Annotated in this window: 28 protein-coding genes; 13 read left to right on the forward strand and 15 right to left on the reverse strand. The window is 31.7% G+C overall.

Annotated elements, in window-relative coordinates:
* Positions 1–28: 28 nt before the first annotated feature.
* From accB to pdxA, 5 genes are all read right to left on the reverse strand, one after another.
* The gene (gene accB, locus WHA43_RS08090; protein WP_105046562.1) at positions 29–511 is read right to left on the reverse strand and encodes an acetyl-CoA carboxylase biotin carboxyl carrier protein; all 483 of its coding nucleotides are present in this window, start codon (positions 509–511) and stop codon (positions 29–31) included.
* Between the two features lie 28 nt (positions 512–539).
* A complete protein-coding gene (locus tag WHA43_RS08095; RefSeq protein ID WP_105046563.1) occupies positions 540–1,535 on the reverse strand; it encodes a beta-ketoacyl-ACP synthase III in 996 nt (331 codons plus the stop codon).
* A gap of 155 nt (positions 1,536–1,690) precedes the next feature.
* Positions 1,691–1,885 (reverse strand): 50S ribosomal protein L32, encoded by a 195-nt coding sequence (gene rpmF / locus WHA43_RS08100; RefSeq protein WP_105046564.1) that lies wholly within the window; start codon positions 1,883–1,885, stop codon positions 1,691–1,693.
* A 1-nt stretch (position 1,886) separates the two neighbouring features.
* Positions 1,887–2,423: a YceD family protein gene (locus tag WHA43_RS08105; protein ID WP_105046565.1), complete on the reverse strand. Its 537-nt coding sequence runs from the start codon at positions 2,421–2,423 to the stop codon at positions 1,887–1,889.
* A gap of 84 nt (positions 2,424–2,507) precedes the next feature.
* The gene (gene pdxA / locus WHA43_RS08110) at positions 2,508–3,542 is read right to left on the reverse strand and encodes a 4-hydroxythreonine-4-phosphate dehydrogenase PdxA (protein WP_105046566.1); all 1,035 of its coding nucleotides are present in this window, start codon (positions 3,540–3,542) and stop codon (positions 2,508–2,510) included.
* A gap of 58 nt (positions 3,543–3,600) precedes the next feature.
* Here pdxA and WHA43_RS08115 point away from each other — a divergent pair, with 58 nt between their 5' ends.
* Positions 3,601–4,191 carry a riboflavin synthase gene (locus WHA43_RS08115; RefSeq protein WP_105046567.1) on the forward strand — a complete coding sequence of 197 codons (591 nt, stop codon included), beginning with the start codon at positions 3,601–3,603 and terminating at the stop codon, positions 4,189–4,191.
* On the opposite strand, the gene WHA43_RS08120 is transcribed toward WHA43_RS08115, so the two are convergent.
* The gene (locus WHA43_RS08120) at positions 4,188–5,330 is read right to left on the reverse strand and encodes an ATP-binding protein (RefSeq protein WP_105046568.1); all 1,143 of its coding nucleotides are present in this window, start codon (positions 5,328–5,330) and stop codon (positions 4,188–4,190) included. The genes WHA43_RS08115 and WHA43_RS08120 overlap by 4 nt on opposite strands.
* Positions 5,331–5,529: 199 nt before the next feature.
* Here WHA43_RS08120 and WHA43_RS08125 point away from each other — a divergent pair, with 199 nt between their 5' ends.
* Both WHA43_RS08125 and WHA43_RS08130 read left to right on the forward strand, forming a co-directional pair.
* Positions 5,530–6,717 carry a phosphoglycerate kinase gene (locus WHA43_RS08125; RefSeq protein WP_105046569.1) on the forward strand — a complete coding sequence of 396 codons (1,188 nt, stop codon included), beginning with the start codon at positions 5,530–5,532 and terminating at the stop codon, positions 6,715–6,717.
* Positions 6,718–6,831: 114 nt separating this feature from the next.
* Positions 6,832–7,872 carry an NADP(H)-dependent aldo-keto reductase gene (locus WHA43_RS08130; protein WP_105046570.1) on the forward strand — a complete coding sequence of 347 codons (1,041 nt, stop codon included), beginning with the start codon at positions 6,832–6,834 and terminating at the stop codon, positions 7,870–7,872.
* 8 nt (positions 7,873–7,880) lie between these two features.
* Here the strand turns inward: WHA43_RS08130 and WHA43_RS08135 are convergent, their stop codons facing one another.
* The 4 genes from WHA43_RS08135 to WHA43_RS08150 form a co-directional block, all read right to left on the reverse strand.
* Positions 7,881–8,453 carry an acyltransferase gene (locus tag WHA43_RS08135; protein WP_105046571.1) on the reverse strand — a complete coding sequence of 191 codons (573 nt, stop codon included), beginning with the start codon at positions 8,451–8,453 and terminating at the stop codon, positions 7,881–7,883.
* 1 nt (position 8,454) lies between these two features.
* Positions 8,455–9,204 (reverse strand): deoxyribose-phosphate aldolase, encoded by a 750-nt coding sequence (gene deoC / locus WHA43_RS08140; protein WP_105047342.1) that lies wholly within the window; start codon positions 9,202–9,204, stop codon positions 8,455–8,457.
* Positions 9,205–9,258: 54 nt separating this feature from the next.
* Complete coding sequence (locus WHA43_RS08145) at positions 9,259–10,002, reverse strand: energy transducer TonB (RefSeq protein ID WP_105046572.1); 744 nt, start codon at positions 10,000–10,002, stop codon at positions 9,259–9,261.
* A gap of 98 nt (positions 10,003–10,100) precedes the next feature.
* A complete protein-coding gene (locus tag WHA43_RS08150; protein ID WP_105046573.1) occupies positions 10,101–10,670 on the reverse strand; it encodes a DUF3109 family protein in 570 nt (189 codons plus the stop codon).
* Between the two features lie 88 nt (positions 10,671–10,758).
* On the opposite strand from WHA43_RS08150, the gene WHA43_RS08155 reads away from it, so the two are divergent.
* The 3 genes from WHA43_RS08155 to WHA43_RS08165 all read left to right on the forward strand — a co-directional run bounded on the left by WHA43_RS08155 (position 10,759) and on the right by WHA43_RS08165 (position 12,828).
* Positions 10,759–11,343 (forward strand): MarC family protein, encoded by a 585-nt coding sequence (locus WHA43_RS08155; protein WP_105046574.1) that lies wholly within the window; start codon positions 10,759–10,761, stop codon positions 11,341–11,343.
* Positions 11,344–11,949: an FAD-dependent oxidoreductase gene (locus tag WHA43_RS08160; protein ID WP_105046575.1), complete on the forward strand. Its 606-nt coding sequence runs from the start codon at positions 11,344–11,346 to the stop codon at positions 11,947–11,949. It begins immediately after the preceding gene.
* A 144-nt stretch (positions 11,950–12,093) separates the two neighbouring features.
* Positions 12,094–12,828, forward strand: coding sequence for an energy transducer TonB (locus WHA43_RS08165; RefSeq protein WP_262903985.1), 735 nt, complete (start codon positions 12,094–12,096; stop codon positions 12,826–12,828).
* A gap of 48 nt (positions 12,829–12,876) precedes the next feature.
* Here the strand turns inward: WHA43_RS08165 and glmS are convergent, their stop codons facing one another.
* From glmS to WHA43_RS08180, 3 genes are read right to left on the reverse strand one after another with little or no spacing between them, the layout of a single operon-like run.
* Positions 12,877–14,733 (reverse strand): glutamine--fructose-6-phosphate transaminase (isomerizing), encoded by a 1,857-nt coding sequence (gene glmS / locus WHA43_RS08170; RefSeq protein WP_105046576.1) that lies wholly within the window; start codon positions 14,731–14,733, stop codon positions 12,877–12,879.
* A gap of 18 nt (positions 14,734–14,751) precedes the next feature.
* Positions 14,752–16,335 carry a DUF4270 domain-containing protein gene (locus tag WHA43_RS08175; protein WP_105047344.1) on the reverse strand — a complete coding sequence of 528 codons (1,584 nt, stop codon included), beginning with the start codon at positions 16,333–16,335 and terminating at the stop codon, positions 14,752–14,754.
* Positions 16,336–16,346: 11 nt separating this feature from the next.
* Positions 16,347–17,156: a glycogen/starch synthase gene (locus WHA43_RS08180; protein WP_105046577.1), complete on the reverse strand. Its 810-nt coding sequence runs from the start codon at positions 17,154–17,156 to the stop codon at positions 16,347–16,349.
* Positions 17,157–17,253: 97 nt separating this feature from the next.
* Between WHA43_RS08180 and panC the strand changes: the two genes are divergently transcribed.
* The 4 genes from panC to radA are packed head-to-tail and all read left to right on the forward strand — an operon-like array spanning position 17,254 to position 20,835.
* On the forward strand, positions 17,254–18,102 hold the full coding sequence (panC, locus tag WHA43_RS08185) for a pantoate--beta-alanine ligase (protein ID WP_105046578.1): 849 nt from the start codon (positions 17,254–17,256) through the stop codon (positions 18,100–18,102).
* A gap of 27 nt (positions 18,103–18,129) precedes the next feature.
* Positions 18,130–18,480, forward strand: coding sequence for an aspartate 1-decarboxylase (panD, locus tag WHA43_RS08190; RefSeq protein WP_105046579.1), 351 nt, complete (start codon positions 18,130–18,132; stop codon positions 18,478–18,480).
* A 2-nt stretch (positions 18,481–18,482) separates the two neighbouring features.
* Positions 18,483–19,427 carry a lysylphosphatidylglycerol synthase transmembrane domain-containing protein gene (locus tag WHA43_RS08195; protein ID WP_105046580.1) on the forward strand — a complete coding sequence of 315 codons (945 nt, stop codon included), beginning with the start codon at positions 18,483–18,485 and terminating at the stop codon, positions 19,425–19,427.
* A 46-nt stretch (positions 19,428–19,473) separates the two neighbouring features.
* Entirely contained in the window at positions 19,474–20,835 is a 1,362-nt protein-coding gene (gene radA / locus WHA43_RS08200; protein ID WP_105046581.1) for a DNA repair protein RadA, read from the forward strand.
* 52 nt (positions 20,836–20,887) lie between these two features.
* On the opposite strand, the gene WHA43_RS08205 is transcribed toward radA, so the two are convergent.
* Both WHA43_RS08205 and WHA43_RS12955 read right to left on the reverse strand, forming a co-directional pair.
* Positions 20,888–21,634 (reverse strand): uroporphyrinogen-III synthase, encoded by a 747-nt coding sequence (locus WHA43_RS08205; protein WP_105046582.1) that lies wholly within the window; start codon positions 21,632–21,634, stop codon positions 20,888–20,890.
* A gap of 17 nt (positions 21,635–21,651) precedes the next feature.
* Positions 21,652–22,275 carry a DUF4271 domain-containing protein gene (locus WHA43_RS12955; RefSeq protein WP_105046583.1) on the reverse strand — a complete coding sequence of 208 codons (624 nt, stop codon included), beginning with the start codon at positions 22,273–22,275 and terminating at the stop codon, positions 21,652–21,654.
* Positions 22,276–22,375: 100 nt separating this feature from the next.
* Between WHA43_RS12955 and WHA43_RS08210 the strand changes: the two genes are divergently transcribed.
* Genes WHA43_RS08210 through WHA43_RS08220 form a run of 3 tightly spaced genes read left to right on the forward strand, consistent with a single transcriptional unit; the run spans position 22,376 to position 24,881 of the window.
* The gene (locus WHA43_RS08210; protein WP_105046584.1) at positions 22,376–23,095 is read left to right on the forward strand and encodes a polyprenol monophosphomannose synthase; all 720 of its coding nucleotides are present in this window, start codon (positions 22,376–22,378) and stop codon (positions 23,093–23,095) included.
* A 9-nt stretch (positions 23,096–23,104) separates the two neighbouring features.
* A complete protein-coding gene (locus tag WHA43_RS08215) occupies positions 23,105–24,442 on the forward strand; it encodes a dihydroorotase (protein WP_105046585.1) in 1,338 nt (445 codons plus the stop codon).
* Position 24,443: 1 nt separating this feature from the next.
* Complete coding sequence (locus WHA43_RS08220) at positions 24,444–24,881, forward strand: DUF4296 domain-containing protein (protein WP_105046586.1); 438 nt, start codon at positions 24,444–24,446, stop codon at positions 24,879–24,881.

Raw genomic sequence — 24,881 nt, forward strand, 5'->3', positions numbered from 1 at the left:
GTTGATACATCTCAATTTCTAACTTCAATTAGGATGGGTCAACCAAAAATAATGGTTGATCAAATTCTACTGGTGATGCGTTATCTACTAAAATTTTAACAATTTTACCAGACACTTCAGATTCTATTTCATTAAATAATTTCATTGCTTCAATCACACAAAGTACGTCTCCTGCATTGATTTCTGAACCTACTTCTACAAAGTTTGGCTTATCTGGAGATGGTTTTCTATAAAAAGTTCCAATAATAGGAGATTTTACAGTGATATAATTTGATATGTTTTCAGCTGTTTTTGTAACTGGAGCAGCTGTTTCAGTGATTGGTTGAGAAACTGGAGTAGCAACAACTTGAGGAGCTACTTGTGCTACAGGAGCAGCTTGAACATAAGTGGTTTCTGTATAACCTGGTCCTGTTTTTATAGTGATTTTTACATCCTCCATTTCTAACTTTACCTCACTTGCACCAGATTTTGCTACAAATTTTATGAGATTTTGAATTTCTTTAATATCCATAATTATGATTGTTTAGTTGTTATATTATTTATGAGTTATAAGCCCAAGTTAAGTAAATGGCTCCCCAAGTGAAACCTCCACCAAAGGCTGCAAAAATTAAATTGTCTCCTTTTTTTAATTGATTTTCGTAATCTGCTAATAATAAAGGTAATGTTGCTGAAGTTGTATTTCCGTATTTGTGAATGTTTACCATTACTTTTTCAGGTTCAACACCAACTCTATTTGCAGTAGCTTCAATAATTCTTTTATTTGCTTGATGAGGCACTAACCATTGAATGTCATCTTTGGTAAGATTATTTCTTGTCAACATCTTTTCAGAAACCTCAGCCATATTTGATACTGCATATTTGAAAACTGTTTTTCCTTCTTGATGTACAAAATGTTGTCCATTTTTTACAGTTTGTAAAGAAGGTGGCAAAATTGATCCACCTGCATCAATCTTTAAAAATTCTCTTCCTACTCCATCACTTCTCAAGAATTCATCTTTTAAACCAAAGCCATCTGTATTTGGTTCAAACAAAGCTGCTCCTGCTCCATCTCCAAAAATTATACAAGTTGCTCTGTCAGTATAATCAATAATTGATGACATTTTATCTGCACCAATTACCAATACTTTTTTGTATCTGCCTGATTCTATATAACTTGCTGCAGTTGACATTCCGTATAAAAAACTAGAACATGCTGCTTGTAAATCGTAAGCAAATGCATTTATAGCGCCAATTTCTGTTGCTGTATAGACAGCTGTTGAAGCAACCATTAAATCTGGAGTAGCAGTTGCCACGATTACCAAATCAATTTCTTCAGGATTGGTATTTGATTTTTGTAATAAATCTTGTGCGGCTTTAATTGCCATGAAAGACGTTCCTAAACCTTCGCCTTTCAAAATTCTTCGTTCTTTGATTCCTGTTCTTGTAGTAATCCATTCGTCATTTGTATCAACAAAAGTCTCTAGCTCTTTGTTTGTTAATACATATTCAGGTACGTATTTTCCTACTGCTGTAATTGCTGCAGTGATTTTACTCATAGTTATTTGTTATTGAACTAATGATTAGAAAGTCAAAAGTAGTGAAAATTATCACACTTTTGGGTTAAAATGAACCAATTTTGAGGTGATTTTAAGTAAAAAACGCAAAAAAACCCTCATTTTTGAGGGTTTTATGATATATTTTTAAAAGCGTTTTATGCTTCTGCAGCAGCAGATTCTAAAACAACTTGACCTCTGTAGTATAATTTTCCTTCGTGCCAATGTGCTCTGTGGTACAAATGAGCTTCACCAGTAGTTGGGTCTGTTGCAATTTGTTGATTTGCTGCTTTATAATGTGTTCTCCTTTTATCTCTTCTGGTTTTAGAAATCTTTCTCTTAGGATGTGCCATTTTATCTCTTTTTTTCTGTTAGTAAATTCTTTAATTTATCCCACCTTGGGTCTACTTCTTCAGCAGTGTTTTCTTCTTTTATTTCTAATTCTTTCAATTTTTTTAGCGTTTCTGATTCCATAGTTCCGTCCAAAACTTTTGGATGTACTTTTTTATTTGGAACAGCCAATACAATCATTTCATAAATGTATTGTGCTACATTTAGTTGATATGCATCATAAGATAGTATTAAAATTTCTTCATTGTCGTCATTAAACTCAGGACCAAATTTTACTACCAATGGCAATGTCGCTTTAATTTTTTGATGATACATTTCTGTGGTTACATCGCAAGGAACTTCAACAGTACCTTTTACTTTGAAAACCAATTCAAAAAGTGTTGTTTTTTTTAGAAAGTTTATAGTAACTTCTAAATTGGCACTTTCAAACTCATCAAAATTAAAATATTCAAAGAACTCGTTGTCAATAGTGTAATTGAAATCATGATTTCCTTCACTTAATCCTACAAATGGAATGTTGAATTGTTTCAAGTCTTTCATTATCAATCATCAATTGAGCGTGCAAAGATACAAAAAAATGTAATTCTACAAGGTTTTATCTAAAAAAAAGAAATCATTTGTTGATTATTTAGTCTGCAATTGATTTTTTGTCAATTCTTTGTGTTCTTCTCGGTTTCTAAATAGTTGTATTGCCGTAAACAAAGCTTCTTCAAATGATGATGATTTTGCAAGATTTTTCCCAGCAATATCATAGCCTGTGCCATGATCTGGCGAAGTTCTAATATGACTTAATCCTGCTGTAAAATTCACTCCTTTTCCAAATGAAAGTGCTTTGAAGGGTGCCAAACCTTGATCATGATAGGTTGCCAAAACACCATCAAATTGTTTGTAAGTTTCGTTTCCGAAGAAACCATCTGCTGCATAAGGCCCAAAAACTAGCTTTCCAGTTTCTTGAATTGCAGCAATTGTTGGTCTGATAATTTCATCATCTTCTTTGCCAATTACTCCTTTATCTCCGCAATGTGGATTCAATGCCAACACTGCAATTTTTGGTTTATTGATGCCAAAATCTTTAATTAAAGAGGCGTGCATGGTTTCTACTTTTGATGTAATCAATTCTGGGGTAATGGTTTCAGCCACTTTTGAAATGGGAATATGGCCTGTAATTAAACCAATTCTCAATTCATCTGTCATTAAAATCATCAAACTTTTTCCTCCTAATTTTTCCTCTAAAAACTCTGTATGACCTGGAAAATGAAATGCATCAGATTGAATATTTTCTTTATTTATTGGTGCTGTAATTAATACATCAATCTTATTTTCTTTCAAATGATTTACGGCGCTTTCTAAAGATTTCAAAGCATATTCTCCTGAAATTGCAGTTGGTTTTCCTATTTCGATATCAACTTCATCTTTCCAAATGTTTAATACATTTATTTTTGCTGCATTTGCTTGACTGATATCTGTAATTCCGTGGACTTGTGTTTCGTTTTCTAATACTTTTTTGTGATACGAAATGGCTTTAGTCGCGCCAAAAATAACTGGTGTACAAAATTCTAACATGCGTTTGTCATCGAAGGTTTTTAAAATCACTTCAATGCCAATTCCGTTCAAATCTCCTATTGAAATTCCTACAATTATTTTATCAGATTTATCCATAGTAACTCTTGTAATATTGCTATTTTTGCAGCTACAAAAGTAACCAAAATTTACGGATATGTTTACAGGAATTATTGAAACGATTGGAGTTGTTACAAACTGCGTAAAAGAGCAAGGAAATTTGCATGTAACTATTAAAAGTAGCATCACAAACGAACTAAAAGTAGACCAAAGTGTGGCTCATAATGGCGTTTGTTTAACGGTTGTTGACATCAAAAATGATGAATATACAGTTACTGCCATCAAAGAAACGCTTGATAAAACAAACATTGGTCGTCTAAAAATTAATGATATCGTAAATTTAGAACGCGCTATGAAATTGGGTGATAGATTGGATGGTCATATCGTTCAAGGTCATGTTGATGGAACAGGAATTTGCACTAAAATTTCGGATGAAAACGGAAGCACTTGGTTTACATTTCAATATCCAAGAAATAAAAATAATGTGACTATTGAAAAAGGCTCAATTACGGTTAATGGTGTGAGTTTAACAGTAATCAACTCCAAAGAAAATGAGTTTAGTGTGGCAATTATTCCGTATACAAAAGAACACACCACTTTTAAAACTTTGCAATTGAATGACGTTGTGAACTTAGAGTTTGACGTTATTGGAAAATATGTTGCTAGATTAACAGCTTTTGCAAACTAAACTGTAGGTTCTTTTTTATGTAAAAAACGGGTTAGTTTTATAGATAAATCTAACAAAATAATTTTTGCATTCCCATTTCTTTCAATGTGATACATGGCATCTGAAATTTCCTTTTCGATGTCTAAAATATTATTTGAGTGCACAAATGGAGCAAATTTCGACAGATTAAAATCGGTTTTTGTTTCGATAAATACCAATTGTTCTGATTTGTAATTGAACAACAACGCTTGCCTGAAAAACTGCAAACAATATTCTAAAAATCGTTTTTGAGTTTCGCGACCAGTTTTTGAAATGGTATCAGACCAAGCAATCAATTGCTGCACAACTGTTACATTTCCTTTGGCGCGAAATGCCGTACGAACCCAAGCCACAAACCATTCTTCAAAAACCAAATCACTAGAATCATTTTGCATTAATTGCAAGGCTTTGTTATAATTTCCTTCAGCTTGATGTGCAATATTTGATGCTTCGTTTTCACTCAATTGATAATTTACTACCAATGAATTGGCAATGTCTCGTTCACTCAATCCAGGAAAATGCAATGCTTGACAACGTGATTTTATGGTGCTTAAAAGCTGTTCCTCATCTTCAACAATAAGTAAGAAAATTGTTTTTTGAGGTGGTTCTTCAATCAGTTTTAGCAATTTATTTGCAGCAGAAGTATGCATTTTTTCAGCCATCCAAATAATCATCACTTTAAATCCACCTTCATAAGATTTTAACTGTAATTTTTTTACAATTTCTTCTGATTCCTCCACATTTATCAATCCTTGTTTGTTTTCAACACCAATATGTTGCAGCCAATTGAATAAACTTCCATAAGGTTGTGTTTCCATAAATTGACGCCAATCTTCTAAAAAAGCATTGCTTGTAGGATGACTTTTTACAACATCATTGGTAGTTACAGGAAATGAAAAATGCAAATCTGGATGTTGTAATTTTTCGCATTTTAAAGCACTAATTTCTGGATTTTCAGAAAAATGAGACAACAAAAACTGCGCATAAGCAAGTGCCATTGGCAATGTTCCTGAACCTTCTTTTCCAATAAAAAGTTGTGCATGAGGAATTCTGCCATTTTCTGCAGCCGTTTGCAAATGTTTTTTGATGTGGTCTTGACCTATAATCTGATTGAAAAGCATGCACAAATATAAGAGATAATTTACGCAAACGTTATCTTAATTTTTAAGAAATCAATTTCATAAAACGTAAAGAAATAAGTATTTTTGTTGAAAATACATTCATAATGAAATTGCGATTAACAAAGAGTTTGCATTAGCAAACACCATTAATTGAAAACGCAATCGCATATTTGACCAATTAAAAATACAACTTACAAATATGAAAACATTACAAGATTTTAATTTTAAAGATAAAAAAGCAATTATTCGTGTTGATTTCAATGTGCCATTGAACAACAAATTCGAAGTAACTGATGCAACAAGAATTGAAGCAGCAAAATCAACCATCATCAAAATTTTAGAAGATGGAGGAAGTTGTGTTTTGATGTCGCATTTAGGAAGACCAAAAGGCGTTCAAGATGAATTTTCATTGCGTCATATTGTAAAAGACATCACCAAAATTATTGGTTGTACTGTAAATTTTGTGGACGATTGTATTGGTGAAAAAGCTGAAAAAGCTGCTGCTGAATTGAAAAATGGTCAAATTTTATTGTTAGAAAATCTTCGTTTTTATGCTGAAGAAGAAAAAGGTGATGTTGCATTTGCAGAAAAATTATCGAAATTGGGAGATATTTATGTAAATGATGCTTTTGGAACTGCACACAGAGCACATGCTTCAACAACCATTATTGCTCAGTTTTTTGAGGGTAAAAAATGTTTTGGAGAGTTGTTGGTGAGAGAAATTGAAAGCATTGATAAGGTTTTGAACAATTCCGAAAGACCAGTTTTAGCGATTTTAGGTGGTGCAAAAGTATCCTCTAAAATTACCGTAATTGAAAATATTTTAGACAAAGTTGACCATTTAATTTTAGGTGGAGGGATGAGTTTTACCTTTATAAAAGCACATGGTGGAAAAATCGGAAATTCGATTTGTGAAGATGATAAAATGGAGTTGGCATTGGAAATTTTGAAAAAAGCCAAAGAAAAAGGTGTTACTGTTCACATTCCTGTGGATGTTGTAGCTGCTGATAAATTTAGTAATGATGCAAATACACAAATTTGCGACATCAATAATATTCCTGATGGTTGGGAAGGTGTGGATGCTGGACCAAAATCTCTTGAACTATTTGATGCTGTTGTAAACCAATGCAAAACGATTTTATGGAACGGACCTTTAGGCGTTTTTGAAATGGAAAAATTCGCCGCAGGTACCATTGCTTTGGGTCATTCAATTGACAAAGCAACTAAAAACGGAGCGTTTTCTTTAGTTGGTGGTGGAGATTCTGTGGCCGCTGTAAAACAATTCGGATTTGAAGACAAAGTAAGTTACGTTTCTACAGGTGGAGGTGCTATGTTAGAAATGTTAGAAGGAAAATCATTGCCAGGAATTGATGCAATTCTAAACTAAGAATTCTTAAAATTTTTGTTAAAAAAGTTCTCGTTAAAGAGAACTTTTTTTTGTGCCTTTAATTGCTGTGAAATAAGCCTTATTTTTGCACTCTTTAAAAAAATCATCAAAAAAATGAAATACACAACCTTACCAAATACGGATATCAAAGTTTCAAAAATATGTTTAGGAACCATGACTTGGGGAAATCAAAATACCGAAGCTGAAGGTCATGAACAAATGGATTCTGCATTGGAAAAAGGTGTCAATTTTTTTGATGTTGCTGAGTTGTATCCAGTACCTGCAAATGCACAAACCTATGGACATACAGAAAAAATTATTGGAACATGGTTTCAAAAAACTGGAAATAGAGATAAAGTAGTTTTGGCAAGTAAAATTGCTGGTGGAGGAGATTATACTGCACACATCAGAAATGGTGGATTGACGAAAAACAACATTATTGATGCCATTGAAAAAAGTTTACAACGTTTGCAAACAGATTATATTGATTTGTATCAATTGCACTGGCCAAATCGTGGTGTAAACTGTTTTGGCGTAAGAGATTATCCATATAAAACAGCTACCAAAGAAGCTGAAAATCACTTAGAAATCATTGAAACTTTGCACGATTTCATCAAACAAGGAAAAATAAGACAGTTTGGTTTATCAAACGAAACCCCTTGGGGAACTATGAAATATGTGCAAACTGCTGAGCAACACAATTTGCCAAGACCTGTAACCATTCAAAATTCATATTCTTTGATTCACAGAGGATTTGAAGTTGGTTTGAGCGAAGTTTGTCTACGAGAAAATGTAGGATTGTTAGCTTATTCTCCTTTAGCACAAGGCGTTTTATCAGGAAAATATTTGGATGGGAATTTGCCAGAAGGTGCAAGAGGAACTTTATTCCCAAGATTTATTGCTAGATATAGAAATGAAGGTTCAGAGAGAGCGGTTGCTATGTATTTAGAAATTGCCAAAAAACATGGATTGACACTTTCGGAATTGTCTTTGGCTTTTATCAATCAATTGCCTTTTGTTACGAGTAACATTATTGGCGCTACAAAAATGGATCAATTGAAAGAAAATATCAACTCCATTTATGTTGATTTATCTGAAGAAATATTGAATGAAATAAATGCTGTTCACACGTTAATTCCAAATCCTGCACCTTAAAAAGTGATTTATAGAACTTTGGTAACAGTATTTTTAAGTAGTTGATATTTTTCGCCACTTTCTTTACAAGTTGCAAAACCTTCGTCATTAAAAGTTAGTGTTTGACCAAATTCACTAACCCAACCAATTTGTTTTGAAGGATTTCCAACCACCAAAGCATAAGGCAAAACTTCTTTTGTAACAACTGCTCCTGCTCCAATAAAAGCAAATTCGCCAATGTTATTTCCACACACTATTGTGGCATTTGCGCCAATTGTAGCGCCTTTTTTCACTAATGTTTTTTGATATTCATTTTTTCTGTTGATGGCACTTCTTGGGTTGATAACATTGGTAAAAACCATAGAAGGTCCTAAAAAAACATCATCTTCACAAACAACTCCTGTGTAAATAGAAACGTTGTTTTGCACTTTTACATTATTCCCCAAAATTACTTCTGGAGAAATTACCACATTCTGGCCAATATTACAATTTTCACCAATAATTGAATGCGACATTATATGACTAAAATGCCAAATTTTAGTATTTTTTCCGATACTACAATTGGCATCAATGACAGCAGTTTCGTGTACAAAATAGTCCATATTAATAACCTGAATTTTTTGAAGATATTGCGTTTGTACAAATTTCTTTGGATGATGAAGTACCAATTCTGTCAACTCCTAAAGTAATCATTTTTACAGCAGTTTCATAATCACGAACTCCACCTGCAGCTTTTATTTGCAATGGTTTTGCGTTTTCAATCATCAATTTCATCGTTTCAAAAGTAGCACCATTTGGCAAATTATGTTCGGTTTTAAAAAATCCTGTAGATGATTTTACGAAGACTTTTTTTGTAGCTTCCATTCCAAAATTCTCTAAAACAATTTCTTTGATTAGTTTTGAAATTGCACAAATTTCATCCGAAGTTAAAGCAGCAACTTCAATAATCCATTTTACTACTTTTTGATTCTCTAAGCAGATTTTTGTGCCTTGTAAAACTTCCTCTTTTATCAAATTGATATTCCCTTTTTTAAAAGCTTCATAGTTGATGACAAAATCTAATTCATCTGCACCTAAATTAATAGCGTGTTTTGCTTCCGCTAATTTGGTTTGTAAGGAATAGTTTCCTTCATGAAAACCAATCACAGTACCAATGAGTGAATTAGAATGATGTTGTTTTAAAAAATCTTTTGCCAATGGAATATAATTGGCGCGAATCATTACCAATTTATACCCAAACTGAACAGCCTCATTTAAAAGAGTTGTTACATTTTGTAAATTTTCTTCTTCAGAAATTCCTGCTTGTTGAGGAGTTTTTAAATAAGTAGCGTCTAAATATTGATTGATATCCATAATATCAAAAGTACGGAATTTTAAAAAACCCAACTTAAAAGTTGGGTTTATTTTTTAATCTACTTGAAAAGAAATTGGCAACGTATATTTCACTTTTACGGGTTTCTCTCTTTGTTTTCCGGGTGTAAATTTTGGAAGTTTTTCAATTAAATCTTGAGTTTCTTTAGTAAGTTTTGCGTGTGGAGCTCTAATTTGAATATCAACAACATTTCCTTTATTGTCAATTACAAATTGCGTGTAAATTTTATATTTCCCTGAACGCAAACCAATATCTGTTGCTATTTGTGAATCAAAATTCTTTTGTACAAATTGATTCATTTTCTTATCAAAACATTTTTTGTTTTCTTCTTTTGATAAGCCTTCACAGCCTTTAAAAATGGGGGCAAACTCTATGTTAATAAAAGGTACTATTTCTGGTTCTTCATCTTTTGGCTCATCTAAAGTAACTAAAGTATTTATGTCTAATTGATTTGATTCTTTTTCCTTAGGAAAGTCAAAAACCGTCTCAACAGTATTGTTATCAACTTTATTCAATTTTTCATCAGTTAAAAAAACATCATTTGCGGGTTTAACATTCTTTGGCGACTGTTTGGGTTCTCTTACGAATTCAAATATCTCATTTGGTGTAATTTTTACAATTTCTTGAAAATTCAAATCTTTGACTCCAAGAACTTTTTGCTCAGATTCATATTCTAATGTTACAAAGACGATAAACAGAACCAATACCAGTCCTAATTGTGTGAAAATAGTTGAAAATTTTTCGAGTTGTTTTGTGGGTACTTTTTTTAGATTTTTCATGATACAAAGTTTTAAAATGTTAAAACTTTGTTAAACCAAAGAATGTACCATAAAAAAACATCAAGTATTTGATGCTATATTTAAAATTTAATGGTTAACTAACTTTTATATTTCTCAGCCACTTTTTCCAATTCATCATACCAGTTTTGCCCAAATTTTCGGACTAATGCTTGTTTAACAAATTTATAAACAGGCACTTGCAATTCTTTTCCTAAAGTGCATGCATCATCACAAATTTCCCATTTATGGTAATTAACAGCTGCAAATTCGCTATAATCTTTGACTCTTATTGGATATAAATGACAAGATACAGGTTTTTTCCAAGTTACATCACCTTGATTATATGCCTCTTCAATGGCGCAAAGAGCAGTTTTGTTTTTATCAAAAATTACATATGCGCAATCTTTTCCATCAATCAAAGGAGTTTCAAATTCTCCCCATTCATTGGTTACAAATGCACCTTGTTTTTCAATGGCTTCAATACCTTTTTTTCTTAAATAAGGTTTTACTTTTGGATAAATTTCTGTAAGTATTTTGGTTTCTTCTTCATCTAAAGGTGCGCCTGCTTCGCCATCTATACAGCAAGCTCCTTTGCAAGCTGAAAGATTGCAAACAAAGTCTTTTTCAAGAATTTCTTCTGAAACGATTGTTTTTCCTAATTGAAACATGTTGCAAAAATAGGAGTATTTTTTTCAATTTTTTTACACTTTCCTAAACTTAGTTGTCTAATTTTGCATGAAAATTAAATAATTCATCATGAACTTTAACTTCAAAGAAATCTTTACAGCATTTATGGTTTTATTTGCGGTGATTGATATTGTTGGAAATATTCCAATCATTATTGATTTACGCAAAAAAGCGGGGCATATTCAATCAGAAAAAGCCTCTGTAATTGCTGCATTTATTATGATTTTCTTTCTTTTTTTAGGTCAAAGTTTATTGAAATTAATAGGAATTGATGTCTATTCGTTTGCAGTTGCTGGATCATTTATTTTGTTTTTTATTGCACTTGAAATGATTTTAGGAATCACTTTATACAAAGACGATGGAAGCTCTCAAAACCTAACTGCAACTGTTTTTCCTTTAGCTTTTCCTTTAATTGCAGGTCCTGGAAGTTTAACTACATTACTTTCATTAAGAGCCGAATTTGAATTAGAAAATATCATTGTTGCGGTTTTTTTTAATGTAATAGTGATTTATATTGTGCTAAAAACATCGTCTAAAATTGAACGTTTAATAGGTCCTTCTGGCATCCAAATTATCAGAAAAATATTTGGTGTTGTTTTACTTGCTATTGCCGTAAAATTGTTTGCTCATAATATAAAAGGACTGTTTTTATAAATGATTTTTGATGCTTTGATTATTGGTGGTGGCGTTTCTGGAATGCAATGTGCCCTAGTTTTAGGTTCCGCAAATAACAAACCTTTTGCTCAACATAAGCGAATTGGAATTGTAATGCATCAAAGAGCATCTCATTTAGAAACTGCACTTTTTAATAATGTTTTAGGACTACAGCCTAATACACTTGGAAAAGATATCTTAATTCAAGGGAAAGAACAGTTGAAAAATTTGTATCCAAATGTGAATCAAATTGAGAATGAAAAAGTTATTTCGATTGAGCAAGTTGATGAAACTTATCACATCAAAACCAACAAAAACCAATATCAATCATTCATTGTAGTGATTGCTTTAAACTATGCAAAACCGTTTACTATTGATGGTTTGGATGAGTTTATAATTCCACATGAAAAATCAGCTACTGAAAAGGAAAGAATTCAACTGAAAAACGAAAATCACCTCATCAAAAAAGGCTTATATTGTTGCGGAACCATTGCTGGTTTTCGAAGCCAATTTGCTATTGCCGCAGGAAGTGGAGCCCAAGTTGCTACCGATATTTTGACATCTTGGAATGGTGGAAATCACGTTAAAATTCATGATAAAATATGATGAAAATCATATTTTAAGACCGTAAATCAATCTAATTTTATAACAGTTACTTACAAGTGTTTTTTTAATTAAAAACTTGATTGTAACAGATAAATAGCAATTGTAAAATTGCTGACTAATTATAACAATTAAATAAAATTAGGTATGATTGATATTAAAAAAAATCCAAGAGCTGTCATAGAAAACTACAGCAAAATTTTCTTTCAAATTGGATTGGTATTGACTTTGGTAATTATCAATTTTATGATGGAATATAAGACTTATGACTCAGATAGCAGCAGCAGATTAGGCATTGTAACCATGAAAGAAGAAATGAAAGAAGACATTCCTATTGTTATGCAACAAGAATTGCCTCCACCACCACCAACTGCTCCTGTTGTTATGGAACAAATTAAAGTTGTTGAAGATGATTTAAAAATTGAAGAATCAATTATAGAATCTACAGAGACTGATGAGAAAACAGCTGTCTTCAAATCCAATACAGAAATAGTAGAAGTACGTGAAAGAGAAGAAATAATTGAAGATATTCCTTTTGTGTTGATTGAAGATGTTCCTGTTTTTCCTGGTTGTAAAGGAAATAACGCCGAACTTAAAAAATGTTTTTCTGATAAAGTAACTGCATTTTTTGGTAAAAATTTCGATCCTGCGTTGACACAAGAATTAGGTTTGGCTCCAGGGAAAAAGAAAATTTATGTAGTTTTTAAAATCAACAATAAAGGAAAAGTTGGAACCGTAAACGCTAGAGCTCCTCATCCTTTATTAGAAAAAGAAGTTACTAGAATTATAACTTCTTTACCAGAAATGAAACCCGGAAGACAAAGAGGAATGCCAGTAACAGTTACTTATAGTTTACCGATTTCAATTATGGTTGAAGAGTAAACTAAAAAATCCAGCTTAAAGCTGGATTTTTTAATATGCTTATAACAATTATTCTACTGTAACTGATTTCGCTAAATTTCTTGGCTGATCAACATTTTTACCTAACATTACTGCAATATGGTATGACAATAATTGGAAAGGAATTGTTGTTAATAATGGCGTTAATGCTTCTTCTGTTTCAGGAATTTCAATTACGTGATCTGCAATTTCTTTTACAGTAACATCTCCTTCTGTAACAACAGCAATAATTTTACCAGCTCTCGATTTAATTTCTTGAATGTTACTTACAACTTTATCATAATGACCTTTATTAGTTGCAATTACAAAAATCGGCATGTTTTCATCAATCAAAGCAATTGGCCCATGTTTCATTTCTGCAGCTGGATATCCTTCTGCATGAATGTAAGAAATCTCTTTTAGCTTTAAAGCACCTTCTAAAGCAACAGGAAAATTGAAACCTCTACCTAAATACAAACAATTTTTGGCATCTTTATAAATGGCCGCAATTTCTTTTACTTTACTATCAATATTTAATAACTTTTGTATTTGAGAAGGAATCAACTGCATTTTTTGAATGTAGTTTTTAAATCTCTCATCAGACAATGACTTATTTGCTTGACCTAGTTTTAAAGCAATTAAGGTTAAAACTGTAATTTGAGTTGTAAATGCTTTAGTTGATGCAACACCAATTTCAGGGCCTGCATGCGTATAAGCGCCTGCGTGAGTTTCTCTTGCAATTGATGAACCAACAACGTTACAAACACCATATACAAAAGCGCCTTTTGATTTCGCTAATTTAATAGCTGCTAGTGTATCAGCAGTTTCACCTGATTGTGAAATGGCTATTACAACATCTTTATCTGTAATAATTGGATTTCTATATCTAAATTCTGATGCGTATTCTACTTCTACAGGAATTCTTGCTAAATCTTCAAAAAGGTATTCACCAACTAAACCTGCGTGCCATGAAGTACCACAACCAACAATGATGATTCTATTTGCATTTAAAAATTTATCTAAATTATCTTGAACACTTGACATTTTGATGATGTTTTCATCTGCGAGCATTCTTCCTCTAAAAGTATCAGTAATTGCTTTTGGCTGCTCATGAATTTCTTTAAGCATAAAGTGGTCATAACCTCCTTTTTCAATTTGCTCTAAACTCAATTGCAACTCTTGTATCATTGGATCAACCAAAGAATCATCAAATATTTTATGAACTTTTGCAGGTCTTCCAAGTCTAATAATTGCCATTTCTTCATCTTCTAAATAAATGGCATTTTTTGTATATTCTAAAAATGGAGACGCATCCGAAGCAACAAAAAACTCATTATTTTCTTCACCAACTCCAATGGCAATAGGGCTTCCTAACCTTGCAACAATCAACTCATTGGGTTTGTCTTTGTCAAAAACAGCAATTGCATAAGCACCAACAACATTTGTCAAAGCAAGTTGTACGGCTTTACCTAACTTACAATCTTCATTTTTTTTAACCTCTTCAATTAAATTTACTAAAACTTCAGTATCAGTGTCACTTTTAAAAGTATATCCTCTTCTGATAAGCTCTTTCTTGATAGTATCATAATTTTCAATAATTCCATTATGAACTAAGACCAAATTTCCAGATTGCGAAGGATGTGGATGTGAGTTAACATCATTCGGAATTCCATGAGTTGCCCATCGCGTATGACCCATTCCAATTTTACCAACTTTTTTTTCAGGATTCGAGTTGATAATTGCCTCTAAATCAGAAACCTTGCCTTTAGTTTTAGAAAGTTGCATTTTTTTACCATCATATATCATCACCCCTGCACTATCATAACCTCTATATTCTAATCTCTTTAGACCATTAATAACAATTGGATACGCTTCTCTATAGCCTATATAAGCTGAAATTCCACACATAGTAATTTTCTTTTTAAGTTAATTTTTTCTTACTGAATATGATATTTTTAATGTTGCTTTTTTAGCACCATTTGCGGGGGAATGATTATAAAGCGTAACAGCTTTAGGATTCCAACTAAAATTTCTAAAGATTGAATCTAATTCAGAATTTGGTGAATCAGTTGGATTGTGTGTTTTTATTTTTAACGTTGGTGAATATGTACTTCTACCATTTAATAAATCAGAAATATAATCCGTTATCTTAAATTGATATTTTTCTTTTCTTCCATTTGAATCTCTTACTAAAAATCCACTAATTCCTCCAAAAGAGGCTTCTGATAATGCATCTTTGATTTGAGTTGTAACTTCAGTCCCTGAAGATTTATCGCTTTTGTAAAGATACAATCTATCAGGCGCAAATGAAGTATCAACAGCTTGGTTGATGTAAAAAGTTAAAGTTGCATCATTAATCAACCAATTATTTGCTCGAAGTTCTTCAATTTTATCTGCAATTCCGTTATTATTCAAATCAGCCCCGAAAAGATTGATGGTAGCTTCACTTCCTGCAGTTCCTTGAATTTTAATTTCGTTGTTTGATGGATATATTCTATCATCCATTTTAAATTTATTGATTTTAAAACCATTCATTGAAAAACTATCGTTTTTAGGAATGGTATCAACAATTGTTGATCCAGATTTTACGATTGTATTTGTATAATAAACTTCAATAGAAGGTCTTAAATTGGTGTTTGCGTTATCAAAACTAAAAGACGTTAAAGAGCCTTCATTTCCGGTTGCTTCTAAAATAATTCCTCTAAAATAATCATTAAATGCTTGCTGTGAAGCAAATTCTCCTGAACCATATTTGTCTAAAAAAAGAGCTTTAAAAACATCTTTTTTTAATGGAATTCTTGCAAAAGGAATTGGAATTGTACTTGCAGTTGATGTTGTATATCTTAAGGTATCTCTCCTGTAAACTTCATTATTTGAAAGCCTTCTTTTAATTACTAAAAGAGTATCTGCTTTTGATGGTTTGAAAGGAAAATTTAACTGAGCATTTAATTCAGAGCCCGTTTTTTGAAAAGTAGCATTAGAAAAATAACTATTAATTTTTGTTGGGTCTGCAGGATTAAATGTGTTGATATAGGTGTTTGACCTGAAAACATTTAAGCTAAATGATTTTGATGCATCACCAAAAACAGAATCTAATTGATAACTTTTATCCGTAGAATTTGCCAAACGAACTTGAAAGGGTAATTTTATAAAAACTGTGTCAATTGTTGTAACTACAGTTGTATCAGCTCCAAAAGTTTCATTGATAACTCTCAAATCATTGGCAATTGAAATTTGAGCGATAATAGAGGCTTCTAATTTTTCGTAATTTGGATTGGCATAAACTCCCAATAAATATTGACTTAATTGCCTAGAAATATTATCAGATTGAACTTTTTCTAAAGGGCTGTTTTCTGCTTCAATATCAACAAAAACACCATCTGTGTCAAACTTTGTGTTGGTAATAACATTCGATCCAATATCTGTAAAATCTTTTTCACAAGAAACAATCAAACTTAAAAAACCAACTACAATAGCAACGTAACTAACTCTTATTATATTTTTCTTCACTTTCAAAATAATTAACTTCCTGATACTAAATCAGTATAAAACTCTAAATACGCGTCTCTTTGGTTTTCAAGTTCATACCCTAAAACAGGAACCTTTTGCGTTTTTAAAAACTCAGACAATTCTGTTGGAATTGTCTCACTTCCATGAACAACAGCATCTGAATTTTCAATAGCACATTTTAAAATGTTTACATAATTTGGCGTCTCCAAATGTGCAACCTTTTTTTTGTCTTTAATATCAAAAAAAACTTTTTTTGCAAAATCTTCACACAAATTACCTTCAAAACCTCCGTTATAAAGTGACGTTACAATTTTACTTTCTGTAAAAAGAGGCTCTTCTTTGTAATATTCTTTCAAATAAATGGGTAACATTGATGCCATCCAGCCATGAACGTGTATAATATCTGGTGCCCAATTCAATTTTTTTACAGTTTCTACAACTCCTTTTGCAAAAAAAATCGCTCTTTCGTCATTATCAGGAAAAAGTTGATCATCTTCATCTGTAAAAACAGCTTTTCTTTTAAAATATTCTTCATTGTCAATAAAATAAACCTGCATTCTTTCTTTTGGGATAGATGCAACTTTAATAATCAATGGCATATCAACATCATTCACCACAAGATTCATACCTGATAAGCGAATTACTTCATGTAATTGATGTCTTCTTTCATTGATAACTCCGAATCTAGGCATAAAAATTCGGGTTTGTACCCCTTTAGAATGGGCGTTTTTTGCTGCGTTAAATGAGGTTGAAGAAAGCTCGGTCTCTGGTAAATACGGAACAACTTCTGATGATACAAACAATATTCTCTTGTCCTTCATTAAATCAAACTCTTTTATGAGATTGGCAAAATTACAAATTTATCTTCAAATATCGTGTTAAAATGCTAAGTTTGCACACATTTAGCACAATTTTGGTATGGAAATATTTAAAAAACGAGACCAATTAAAATCGTTTTTAGAAACATCTAAAAAAAACAATAAAAAAATTGGTTTTGTACCAACAATGGGCGCTTTGCACAAAGGTCATTTATATTTAATTGAGCAAGCAAAGAAAAAAAATGACATTGTTGTTGCCAGTATTTTTGTAAATCCAACGCAATTTAATAACCAAGAAGACTTAGATAATTATCCAAAAACTCTTGAAAAAGACATAGAGTTGCTTAAAAGTGTTTCTTGTGATGTGCTTTTTGCTCCAGCTGTGAAAGAAATTTATCATGAAAATATAGTTTCAGATAAGTTTGACTTTGATGGTTTAGAACACGAAATGGAAGGAAAATTTAGAGCTGGACATTTTGATGGAGTTGGAACAATTGTCAAAGAACTTTTCGAAATTGTTAGCCCCAAAAATGCTTATTTTGGTGAAAAAGATTTTCAACAGTTGCAAATTATAAAAAAATTAGTAGCAAAAAATAAACTTCCCATTTCAATTAAAGGTTGTGCTATTTTTAGAGAAAAAGATGGTTTGGCTATGAGTTCAAGAAACGCACGCTTAACCTCTGAGCAAAGAAATGCTGCTCCATTAATTTACAAAGTTTTGAAAAATGTGAAAAAGAAATTTCAAGAAGAAACTATTGAAGAAATTTCTGAATGGGTTGAAAATCAGTTTAAAAATCATCCTATTTTACAATTAGAATATTTTACAATTGCTGATGAAAAATCATTAAAATCGATAAATATCAAAGAATTTGATAAGAAATACCGTGCTTTTATTGCTGTTTTTGCAGGAAATATTCGATTGATTGATAACATTCAATTAAAAAATTAATAACTAAAAAAATACTATTTTTGCTGCATGTTAGTACAAGTAGTAAAATCTAAAATCCATCGTGTAAAAGTTACAGGTGCTGATTTAAATTATATCGGAAGCATTACCATTGATGAAGATTTGATGGATGCTGCAAATATTATTGAAGGCGAACGTGTTCAAATTGTAAATAATAACAACGGAAACCGTTTAGAAACCTATGCAATTCCTGGCCCAAGAGGAAGTGGAGAAATTACTTTAAATGGAGCTGCATCAAGATTGGTTGCAGTGGGTGATGTACTTATTTTAATAGTATATGCATTTATGGAGTTAGAAGAAGCTAAAAAATTTAAACCTGCTTTGGTTTTTCCAAACGAAAAAGACAATACGCTCACTTAATTTTGAAGTTACAAAAAATTTTAAAAATCACATTACCTCTCGCTTTGGGAGGTTTTTTAGTTTGGTATTCATTAACTATTGTATCTCCAGAAAAATTAGCAGCTTATTTTAAAAATGCCAATTATCCTTGGGTTTTATTAGGATTGTTATTTGGAATTTTAAGTCATATTTCTAGAGCCTACAGATGGAAATTTTTGCTAGAACCTATGGGATTCAAACCAAAGTTTGTGAATTCATTTTTAGCGGTTTTAGTGGCTTATTTAGTAAATCTTATTTTGCCAAGAGCAGGTGAAGTTTCTAGAGCTGCTGTGATGGCAAACTATGAAAAAATCCCTTTTGAAAAAGGTTTTGGAACTATTGTTGCTGAAAGATTGGCTGATTTATTGATGCTTTTTCTTGTCATTTTAATAGCGCTATTTATTCAGTTTGATTTCATTTGGAATTTAATCATTAAAGATTTTAATCCTTTAAAATTAGTTAGCTCACTTTTTTTATTGATTTTGGTCGTTTTTGTTTTTTATAGAATTATCAAAAAGAGCACTTCAAATTTTGCTTTTAAAATAAAATCTTTTCTTTTCGGATTAAAAGAAGGTTTAACAAGTATCTTTAAAATGGAAAAAAAATGGGCTTTTATATTTCACACATTTTTTATTTGGTTGATGTACATTGCCATGTTTTGGGCTACAATTCCTGCAGTTGATGGTCTTGAAATTCCATTTGGTGGCGTTTTAATTGGATTTATTGCTGGCGGATTTTCAATCGCTGCAACCAATGGCGGATTAGGATTATACCCTGTTGCAGTTGCAAGTGCTTTGGCTTTGTTTGGTGTTGATGAAGTTACAGGTAACGCTTTTGGATGGATCATGTGGTCTGCACAAACTGCCATGATTGTTATTTTTGGAGGATTGTCTTTTTTATTGTTGCCTATTTTCAATAAAGTAAAATAAATTCAGTAAAATCTGCTAGATTTGTTTCAAACTTTGAATTCCCAAAATGTCTAAATTAAAAACATCCTTTTTTTGTCAAAATTGTGGCACACAACACGCAAAATGGGTGGGACAATGTGGCGCTTGTAAAGAATGGAATACGATTGTTGAAGAAGTGATTCAAAAAGAAGAAAAACGCGAGTGGAAACAATCAACAACTGCAAAACAAAGTATCAATAAACCACTCAGAATTGCTGAAATTATCCTAAATCCTGAGGAAAGAATTGTAACCAACAACGCTGAACTAGACACGGTTTTGGGTGGTGGTTTGGTAAAAGGATCTGTGATTTTATTGGGTGGTGAACCTGGTATCGGAAAATCGACATTGTTATTGCAAATCGCCCTGAATATTTCACAAAAAGTATTGTATGTTTCTGGGGAAGAAAGTCAATCTCAAATAAAAATGAGAGCAGAAAGATTGGAAGCTATCAACTCCAATTGTTTGATTTTAACCGAAACAAATACCCAACAAATTTTTAAAAATATCGAAGAAACTGAACCAGAAGTTTTGGTGATAGATTCTATTCAAACCCTTCATACAAATACGATTGAAGCTTCTCCTGGAAGCATTTCTCAAATTAGAGAAACTGCTGCAGAATTGATAAAATTTGCCAAAGAAACTGCCACTCCAGTGTTGTTAATTGGTCACATTAACAAAGAAGGAAATATTGCAGGACCTAAAATTTTAGAACATATGGTTGATGTTGTGTTGCAATTTGAAGGCGACAGAAATCATACTTACAGAATTTTACGCTCTCAAAAAAACAGATTTGGTTCCACTTCCGAATTAGGAATTTATGAAATGCTTTCTGATGGTTTGCGCGAAATTTCAAATCCGTCAGAAATTTTAATTTCCAAAAAAGATGCGGATTTAAGTGGAACAGCAATTGCATCAACTTTAGAGGGAATTCGTCCTTTGATGATTGAAATTCAGGCGTTGGTTTCAACAGCAGTTTATGGAACTCCACAACGTTCTACAACTGGCTATAATTTAAAAAGATTGCACATGATTTTGGCTGTTTTAGAAAAAAGAGCTGGTTTTAAATTGGGTGCAAAAGACGTTTTTTTAAATATTACAGGAGGTATCAATGTTGATGATCCAGCAATTGATTTGGCAGTTGTTGCAGCTATTTTATCATCCAATCAAGACATTGCCATCAATCCAAATGTGTGTTTTGCTGCTGAAGTTGGTTTGGCTGGAGAAATACGCCCTGTATCAAAAATTGATCAACGAATTTCAGAAGCTGAGAAATTGGGTTACAAAACATTTGTTGCTTCAAAATACAATAAAATCACATCAAAAAATCACGGAATCAAATTGATTTTGGTAGGCAAAATTGAAGAGGCTTTTGCTACTTTGTTTGCTTGAGAAAATAAAAAAACCGAACATTTCTGTTCGGTTCCGCTAACTATTGTACTTTTTATTTTTTATTTACTTCTTTTATATATTTTTCCAAAGCCATTGTCATAGAAGGCGTTTCTTTGGTTGGTGCTTCAATATTACAAACCAAACCTGCTTCTTTAACAGCATCAATAGTTGTTTTTCCGAATGCTGCAATTCGGGTATCATTTTGTTTGAAATTTGGAAAATTGTGGAACAATGATTCTATTCCTGATGGGCTAAAAAACACCAAAATGTCATAGAATACATTTTCTAAATCCGACAAATCACTAGTTACAGTTTTATACAAATCTGCTCTAGTCCAATTTACTCCAGAATTGTTCAACTCTACTGGAATACTTGGTTTTAATTTGTCTGATGATGGCAATAAAAACTTTTCATTTTTATGTTTCTTTATCAACTTAATTAACTCTGGAAAATCTTTAGTGCCGACATAAATTTTACGTTTTCTGTAAACTACATACTTTTGTAAATAGTAAGCTACAGCTTCAGATTGACAAAAATATTTCATGTCATCTGGCATTTTAAAACGCATTTCTTCAGCAATTCTAAACAAATGATCAACAGCATTTCTGCTTGTTAAAATAATTGCGGTAAAGTTTTTTAAATCGATTTTTTGAGCACGAACATCTTTCACAGAGATTCCTTCTACATGGATAAATGGTCTGAAATCTACTTTTACTTTATGCTTTTCGGTAAGCTCAAAATACGGTGATGCGTCGCCTTTTGGATCAGGTTGTGATACTAAAATCGTTTTCACTTTCATATGCGTCTATTTTATCTTTAAAACATCAATTTAAACAGTATCAATAGCGGTGCTATTTCGAACGTGCAAATGTACAAAATAAAATAAAACAAGTGATTTAATATCAGGTTTTTGTTGTTTAAAAAATGTAAAATAAAGCTTATAAAAAACAGAAACCCTGCAACGTTATAAATAACTGGCGATTGTAAATTTGCATACTCTTTTAATAACAGCAGAACAAAAATGTAGCAAGAGATTGCAAAAAAGTAATTAGCCTTTGAAACCACAAAATACAATAGTGTATTTCTTAACATGAATAAATAAATCAAACTATTTTCAATACTATTTTTTAATAAAAAATAGATAAAAACTACCTGAAAAACCTCCCAAAATTCTTGAAAACTCATCGCATTTACTCCATCATAAAATACTTTGAAATCAAAAAAAAGCAATGAAAATACTGTAACCGAAAAAAGTGAAAATAAAACATGAAAACCACTTAAAACGCTATAGTTTTCATCGATAGTTCTCTCTAAAAAACTAACTTTAAAAAGCTTGGAGGCCACTTCTTTAAACCTAGCAACATCAATAATTGTTAATAGAAATAACGAGAAAAACAATAACAACAAAACAAAGGTCAACCAATTGTTTGATAAAGGCATTCGTTCTATTGCTTGCAATTGAATTTGTTTTAATGATTTTAAGACAAAATTAGTAATTAAATAATGTATATTTGTTCACTTTTCACATGAAAATTTATTTATGTCAGATGCCCTTGTAATCATTCCAACTTACAACGAAAAAGAAAATATTGAAGCGATAGTTAAAGCTGTTTTCAGTCAAAAAAAAGCGTTTGATATTTTGATTGTGGATGATAATTCACCTGATGGAACTGCTGAAATTGTAAAAAATTTAATGAATGATTTTTCAAACCGACTTTTTTTAGAAGTCCGTATGAAAAAAAATGGTTTAGGAACTGCATACATTCATGGATTTAAATGGGCAATTGCACGCAAATATGACTACATTATTGAAATGGATGCTGATTTTTCTCACGATCCAAAAGATTTAAATAGGCTATACAAAGCGTGTTATAACGATGGTGCTGATGTTGCTATCGGCTCTAGATATTCGCAAGGTGTAAATGTGGTAAATTGGCCAATGAAACGAGTTTTGTTGTCGTATTTAGCCTCAAAATATGTGCGTTTTATTACAGGAATTCCCATACATGATACCACTGCAGGTTTTGTTTGTTGGAAAAGAAAAGTACTAGAAACCATACAATTAGATAAAATTAAGTTTATAGGATATGCCTTTCAAATAGAAATGAAATTTATTGCTTGGAAGCACCGATTTTCTATTAAAGAAGTATCTGTTATTTTTACAGACCGCACTTTAGGAACTTCAAAAATGAGTGGAAATATTGTGTATGAAGCGCTATTTGGAGTTTTAAAAATGCGATTAAGAGGATTGCCAAAATAAGATTTTAAAATGACTACAATTTTAATTAAAAACGCTACCATTGTTAACGAAAACAACACTTTTTTAGGTGATGTTTTAATTGAAAACGAGCTTATAAAGCAAATTGCATCCAATATTGAAAGTGATAAAAACACTCAAATTATTGACGCTAAAGGAAGTTATTTAATTCCTGGATTTATTGATGACCAAGTGCATTTTAGAGAGCCAGGACTAACTCATAAAGCAACCATTGCAACCGAAAGTAGAGCTGCTGCTGCAGGAGGAATTACCACTTTTATTGAGCAACCAAATACAGTTCCGAATGCAACCACTCAAAAATTATTAGAGGATAAATTTGAAATCGCATCGAAAACATCATACGTAAATTATTCATTTATGTTTGGTGGAACCAATGATAATTTGGAAGAATTACTAAAAACTGATCCAAAAAAAGTTGCAGGAATCAAATTATTTTTAGGTTCATCTACAGGAAATATGTTGGTAGATAATGTTGAAGTTTTAGAAAAAATCTTTTCATCTACCAAAATGATTATCTCTGTTCATTGTGAAGATGAAGCAACCATCAGAAAAAATACGGCAATCTATACAGAAAAATTTGGAGAAAATATTCCTATAAAATATCATCCAATTATTAGAAGCGAAGAATCTTGTTATATTTCTTCGTCAAAAGCCATTGAATTGGCAAAAAAAACAGGGGCACGTTTGCATATTTTTCATGTTTCAACTGAAAAAGAAACGCACCTTTTTAGAAATGATATTCCGTTAGAAGAAAAGCAAATTACAGCCGAAGTTTGCATTCATCATTTGTGGTTTAATGATGCTGATTATGATGAAAAAGGTACTTTTATCAAATGGAATCCTGCTGTAAAAACAGAAAAAGACAGGCAAGGTTTGTGGAAAGCTTTGTTGGATGACAGAATTGATGTGTTAGCAACAGACCACGCTCCACACACTTTAGAAGAAAAAAATAATGTGTATTCTAAAGCGCCAAGTGGTGGTCCTTTAGTGCAACATGCTGTAATGGCAATTTTAGAAAAAGTGAAAGATGGTGTCATTTCAATTGAAAAAGCGGTTGAAAAAATGAGTCATAATCCAGCAAAATTATTTCAAATAGAAAAACGCGGTTTTATCAAAGAAGGCTATTTTGCGGATATCGTTTTGATTGATCCAAACAAACCACAAACCGTTTCAAAAGATAACATCTTATACAAATGTGGCTGGTCTCCTTTTGAAGGAACTACATTTTCACATACCATAACTCATACATTTGTAAATGGAAATTTGGTTTACGAAAACGGAAAATTCAACGAAAATATTCGTGGAAAACGTCTTACTTTTAATCGATAAAATGAAGAATTTCTATTATTTATTAACACTGTTTTTTTTAGTTTCTTGCACAAGTAACACCATTTTAGAAAAGCCAAAAGACTTAATTCCTAAGGATACAATGAGTTTGTTGATTGAAGAAATGATGATTGCTTCTTCATCAAAATTTATCAAAAACAAGTTTCAAGAAAATGAAGTAAACTATATGGCGTTGGTTTATGAGCGTTTTAAAATTGACAGTCTTCGTTTTCAAAGAAGCAACTTGTATTACATTTCTAAAATAGATGATTATCAAAAAATTATAGAAAAAGCCACCCAAAGTTTAGAGGCTAAAAAAGCCTTGTATGCTGCTCAAAAAACACGTTTAGATTCCATCAGAAAAGATTCTATCAAAAAGATAAAAACCAATGCAAAGTTGATGGATAGTGTTAAAAAATTGGAGTTAGCGCCAATTCAATAA

Source organism: Polaribacter gangjinensis (assembly GCF_038024125.1).
Classification (GTDB): Bacteria; Bacteroidota; Bacteroidia; order Flavobacteriales; family Flavobacteriaceae; genus Polaribacter; species Polaribacter gangjinensis.

What these genes read in the sequence shown, in the direction of transcription:
- accB (WP_105046562.1), bottom strand. Translation starts at nt 511, where the DNA reads ATGGATATTAAAGAAATTCAAAATCTCATAAAATTTGTAGCAAAATCT.
- WHA43_RS08095 (WP_105046563.1), bottom strand. Translation starts at nt 1,535, where the DNA reads ATGAGTAAAATCACTGCAGCAATTACAGCAGTAGGAAAATACGTACCT.
- rpmF (WP_105046564.1), bottom strand. Translation starts at nt 1,885, where the DNA reads ATGGCACATCCTAAGAGAAAGATTTCTAAAACCAGAAGAGATAAAAGG.
- WHA43_RS08105 (WP_105046565.1), bottom strand. Translation starts at nt 2,423, where the DNA reads ATGAAAGACTTGAAACAATTCAACATTCCATTTGTAGGATTAAGTGAA.
- pdxA (WP_105046566.1), bottom strand. Translation starts at nt 3,542, where the DNA reads ATGGATAAATCTGATAAAATAATTGTAGGAATTTCAATAGGAGATTTG.
- WHA43_RS08115 (WP_105046567.1), top strand. Translation starts at nt 3,601, where the DNA reads ATGTTTACAGGAATTATTGAAACGATTGGAGTTGTTACAAACTGCGTA.
- WHA43_RS08120 (WP_105046568.1), bottom strand. Translation starts at nt 5,330, where the DNA reads ATGCTTTTCAATCAGATTATAGGTCAAGACCACATCAAAAAACATTTG.
- WHA43_RS08125 (WP_105046569.1), top strand. Translation starts at nt 5,530, where the DNA reads ATGAAAACATTACAAGATTTTAATTTTAAAGATAAAAAAGCAATTATT.
- WHA43_RS08130 (WP_105046570.1), top strand. Translation starts at nt 6,832, where the DNA reads ATGAAATACACAACCTTACCAAATACGGATATCAAAGTTTCAAAAATA.
- WHA43_RS08135 (WP_105046571.1), bottom strand. Translation starts at nt 8,453, where the DNA reads ATGGACTATTTTGTACACGAAACTGCTGTCATTGATGCCAATTGTAGT.
- deoC (WP_105047342.1), bottom strand. Translation starts at nt 9,204, where the DNA reads ATGGATATCAATCAATATTTAGACGCTACTTATTTAAAAACTCCTCAA.
- WHA43_RS08145 (WP_105046572.1), bottom strand. Translation starts at nt 10,002, where the DNA reads ATGAAAAATCTAAAAAAAGTACCCACAAAACAACTCGAAAAATTTTCA.
- WHA43_RS08150 (WP_105046573.1), bottom strand. Translation starts at nt 10,670, where the DNA reads ATGTTTCAATTAGGAAAAACAATCGTTTCAGAAGAAATTCTTGAAAAA.
- WHA43_RS08155 (WP_105046574.1), top strand. Translation starts at nt 10,759, where the DNA reads ATGAACTTTAACTTCAAAGAAATCTTTACAGCATTTATGGTTTTATTT.
- WHA43_RS08160 (WP_105046575.1), top strand. Translation starts at nt 11,344, where the DNA reads ATGATTTTTGATGCTTTGATTATTGGTGGTGGCGTTTCTGGAATGCAA.
- WHA43_RS08165 (WP_262903985.1), top strand. Translation starts at nt 12,094, where the DNA reads ATGATTGATATTAAAAAAAATCCAAGAGCTGTCATAGAAAACTACAGC.
- glmS (WP_105046576.1), bottom strand. Translation starts at nt 14,733, where the DNA reads ATGTGTGGAATTTCAGCTTATATAGGCTATAGAGAAGCGTATCCAATT.
- WHA43_RS08180 (WP_105046577.1), bottom strand. Translation starts at nt 17,156, where the DNA reads ATGAAGGACAAGAGAATATTGTTTGTATCATCAGAAGTTGTTCCGTAT.
- panC (WP_105046578.1), top strand. Translation starts at nt 17,254, where the DNA reads ATGGAAATATTTAAAAAACGAGACCAATTAAAATCGTTTTTAGAAACA.
- panD (WP_105046579.1), top strand. Translation starts at nt 18,130, where the DNA reads ATGTTAGTACAAGTAGTAAAATCTAAAATCCATCGTGTAAAAGTTACA.
- radA (WP_105046581.1), top strand. Translation starts at nt 19,474, where the DNA reads ATGTCTAAATTAAAAACATCCTTTTTTTGTCAAAATTGTGGCACACAA.
- WHA43_RS08205 (WP_105046582.1), bottom strand. Translation starts at nt 21,634, where the DNA reads ATGAAAGTGAAAACGATTTTAGTATCACAACCTGATCCAAAAGGCGAC.
- WHA43_RS12955 (WP_105046583.1), bottom strand. Translation starts at nt 22,275, where the DNA reads ATGCCTTTATCAAACAATTGGTTGACCTTTGTTTTGTTGTTATTGTTT.
- WHA43_RS08210 (WP_105046584.1), top strand. Translation starts at nt 22,376, where the DNA reads ATGTCAGATGCCCTTGTAATCATTCCAACTTACAACGAAAAAGAAAAT.
- WHA43_RS08215 (WP_105046585.1), top strand. Translation starts at nt 23,105, where the DNA reads ATGACTACAATTTTAATTAAAAACGCTACCATTGTTAACGAAAACAAC.
- WHA43_RS08220 (WP_105046586.1), top strand. Translation starts at nt 24,444, where the DNA reads ATGAAGAATTTCTATTATTTATTAACACTGTTTTTTTTAGTTTCTTGC.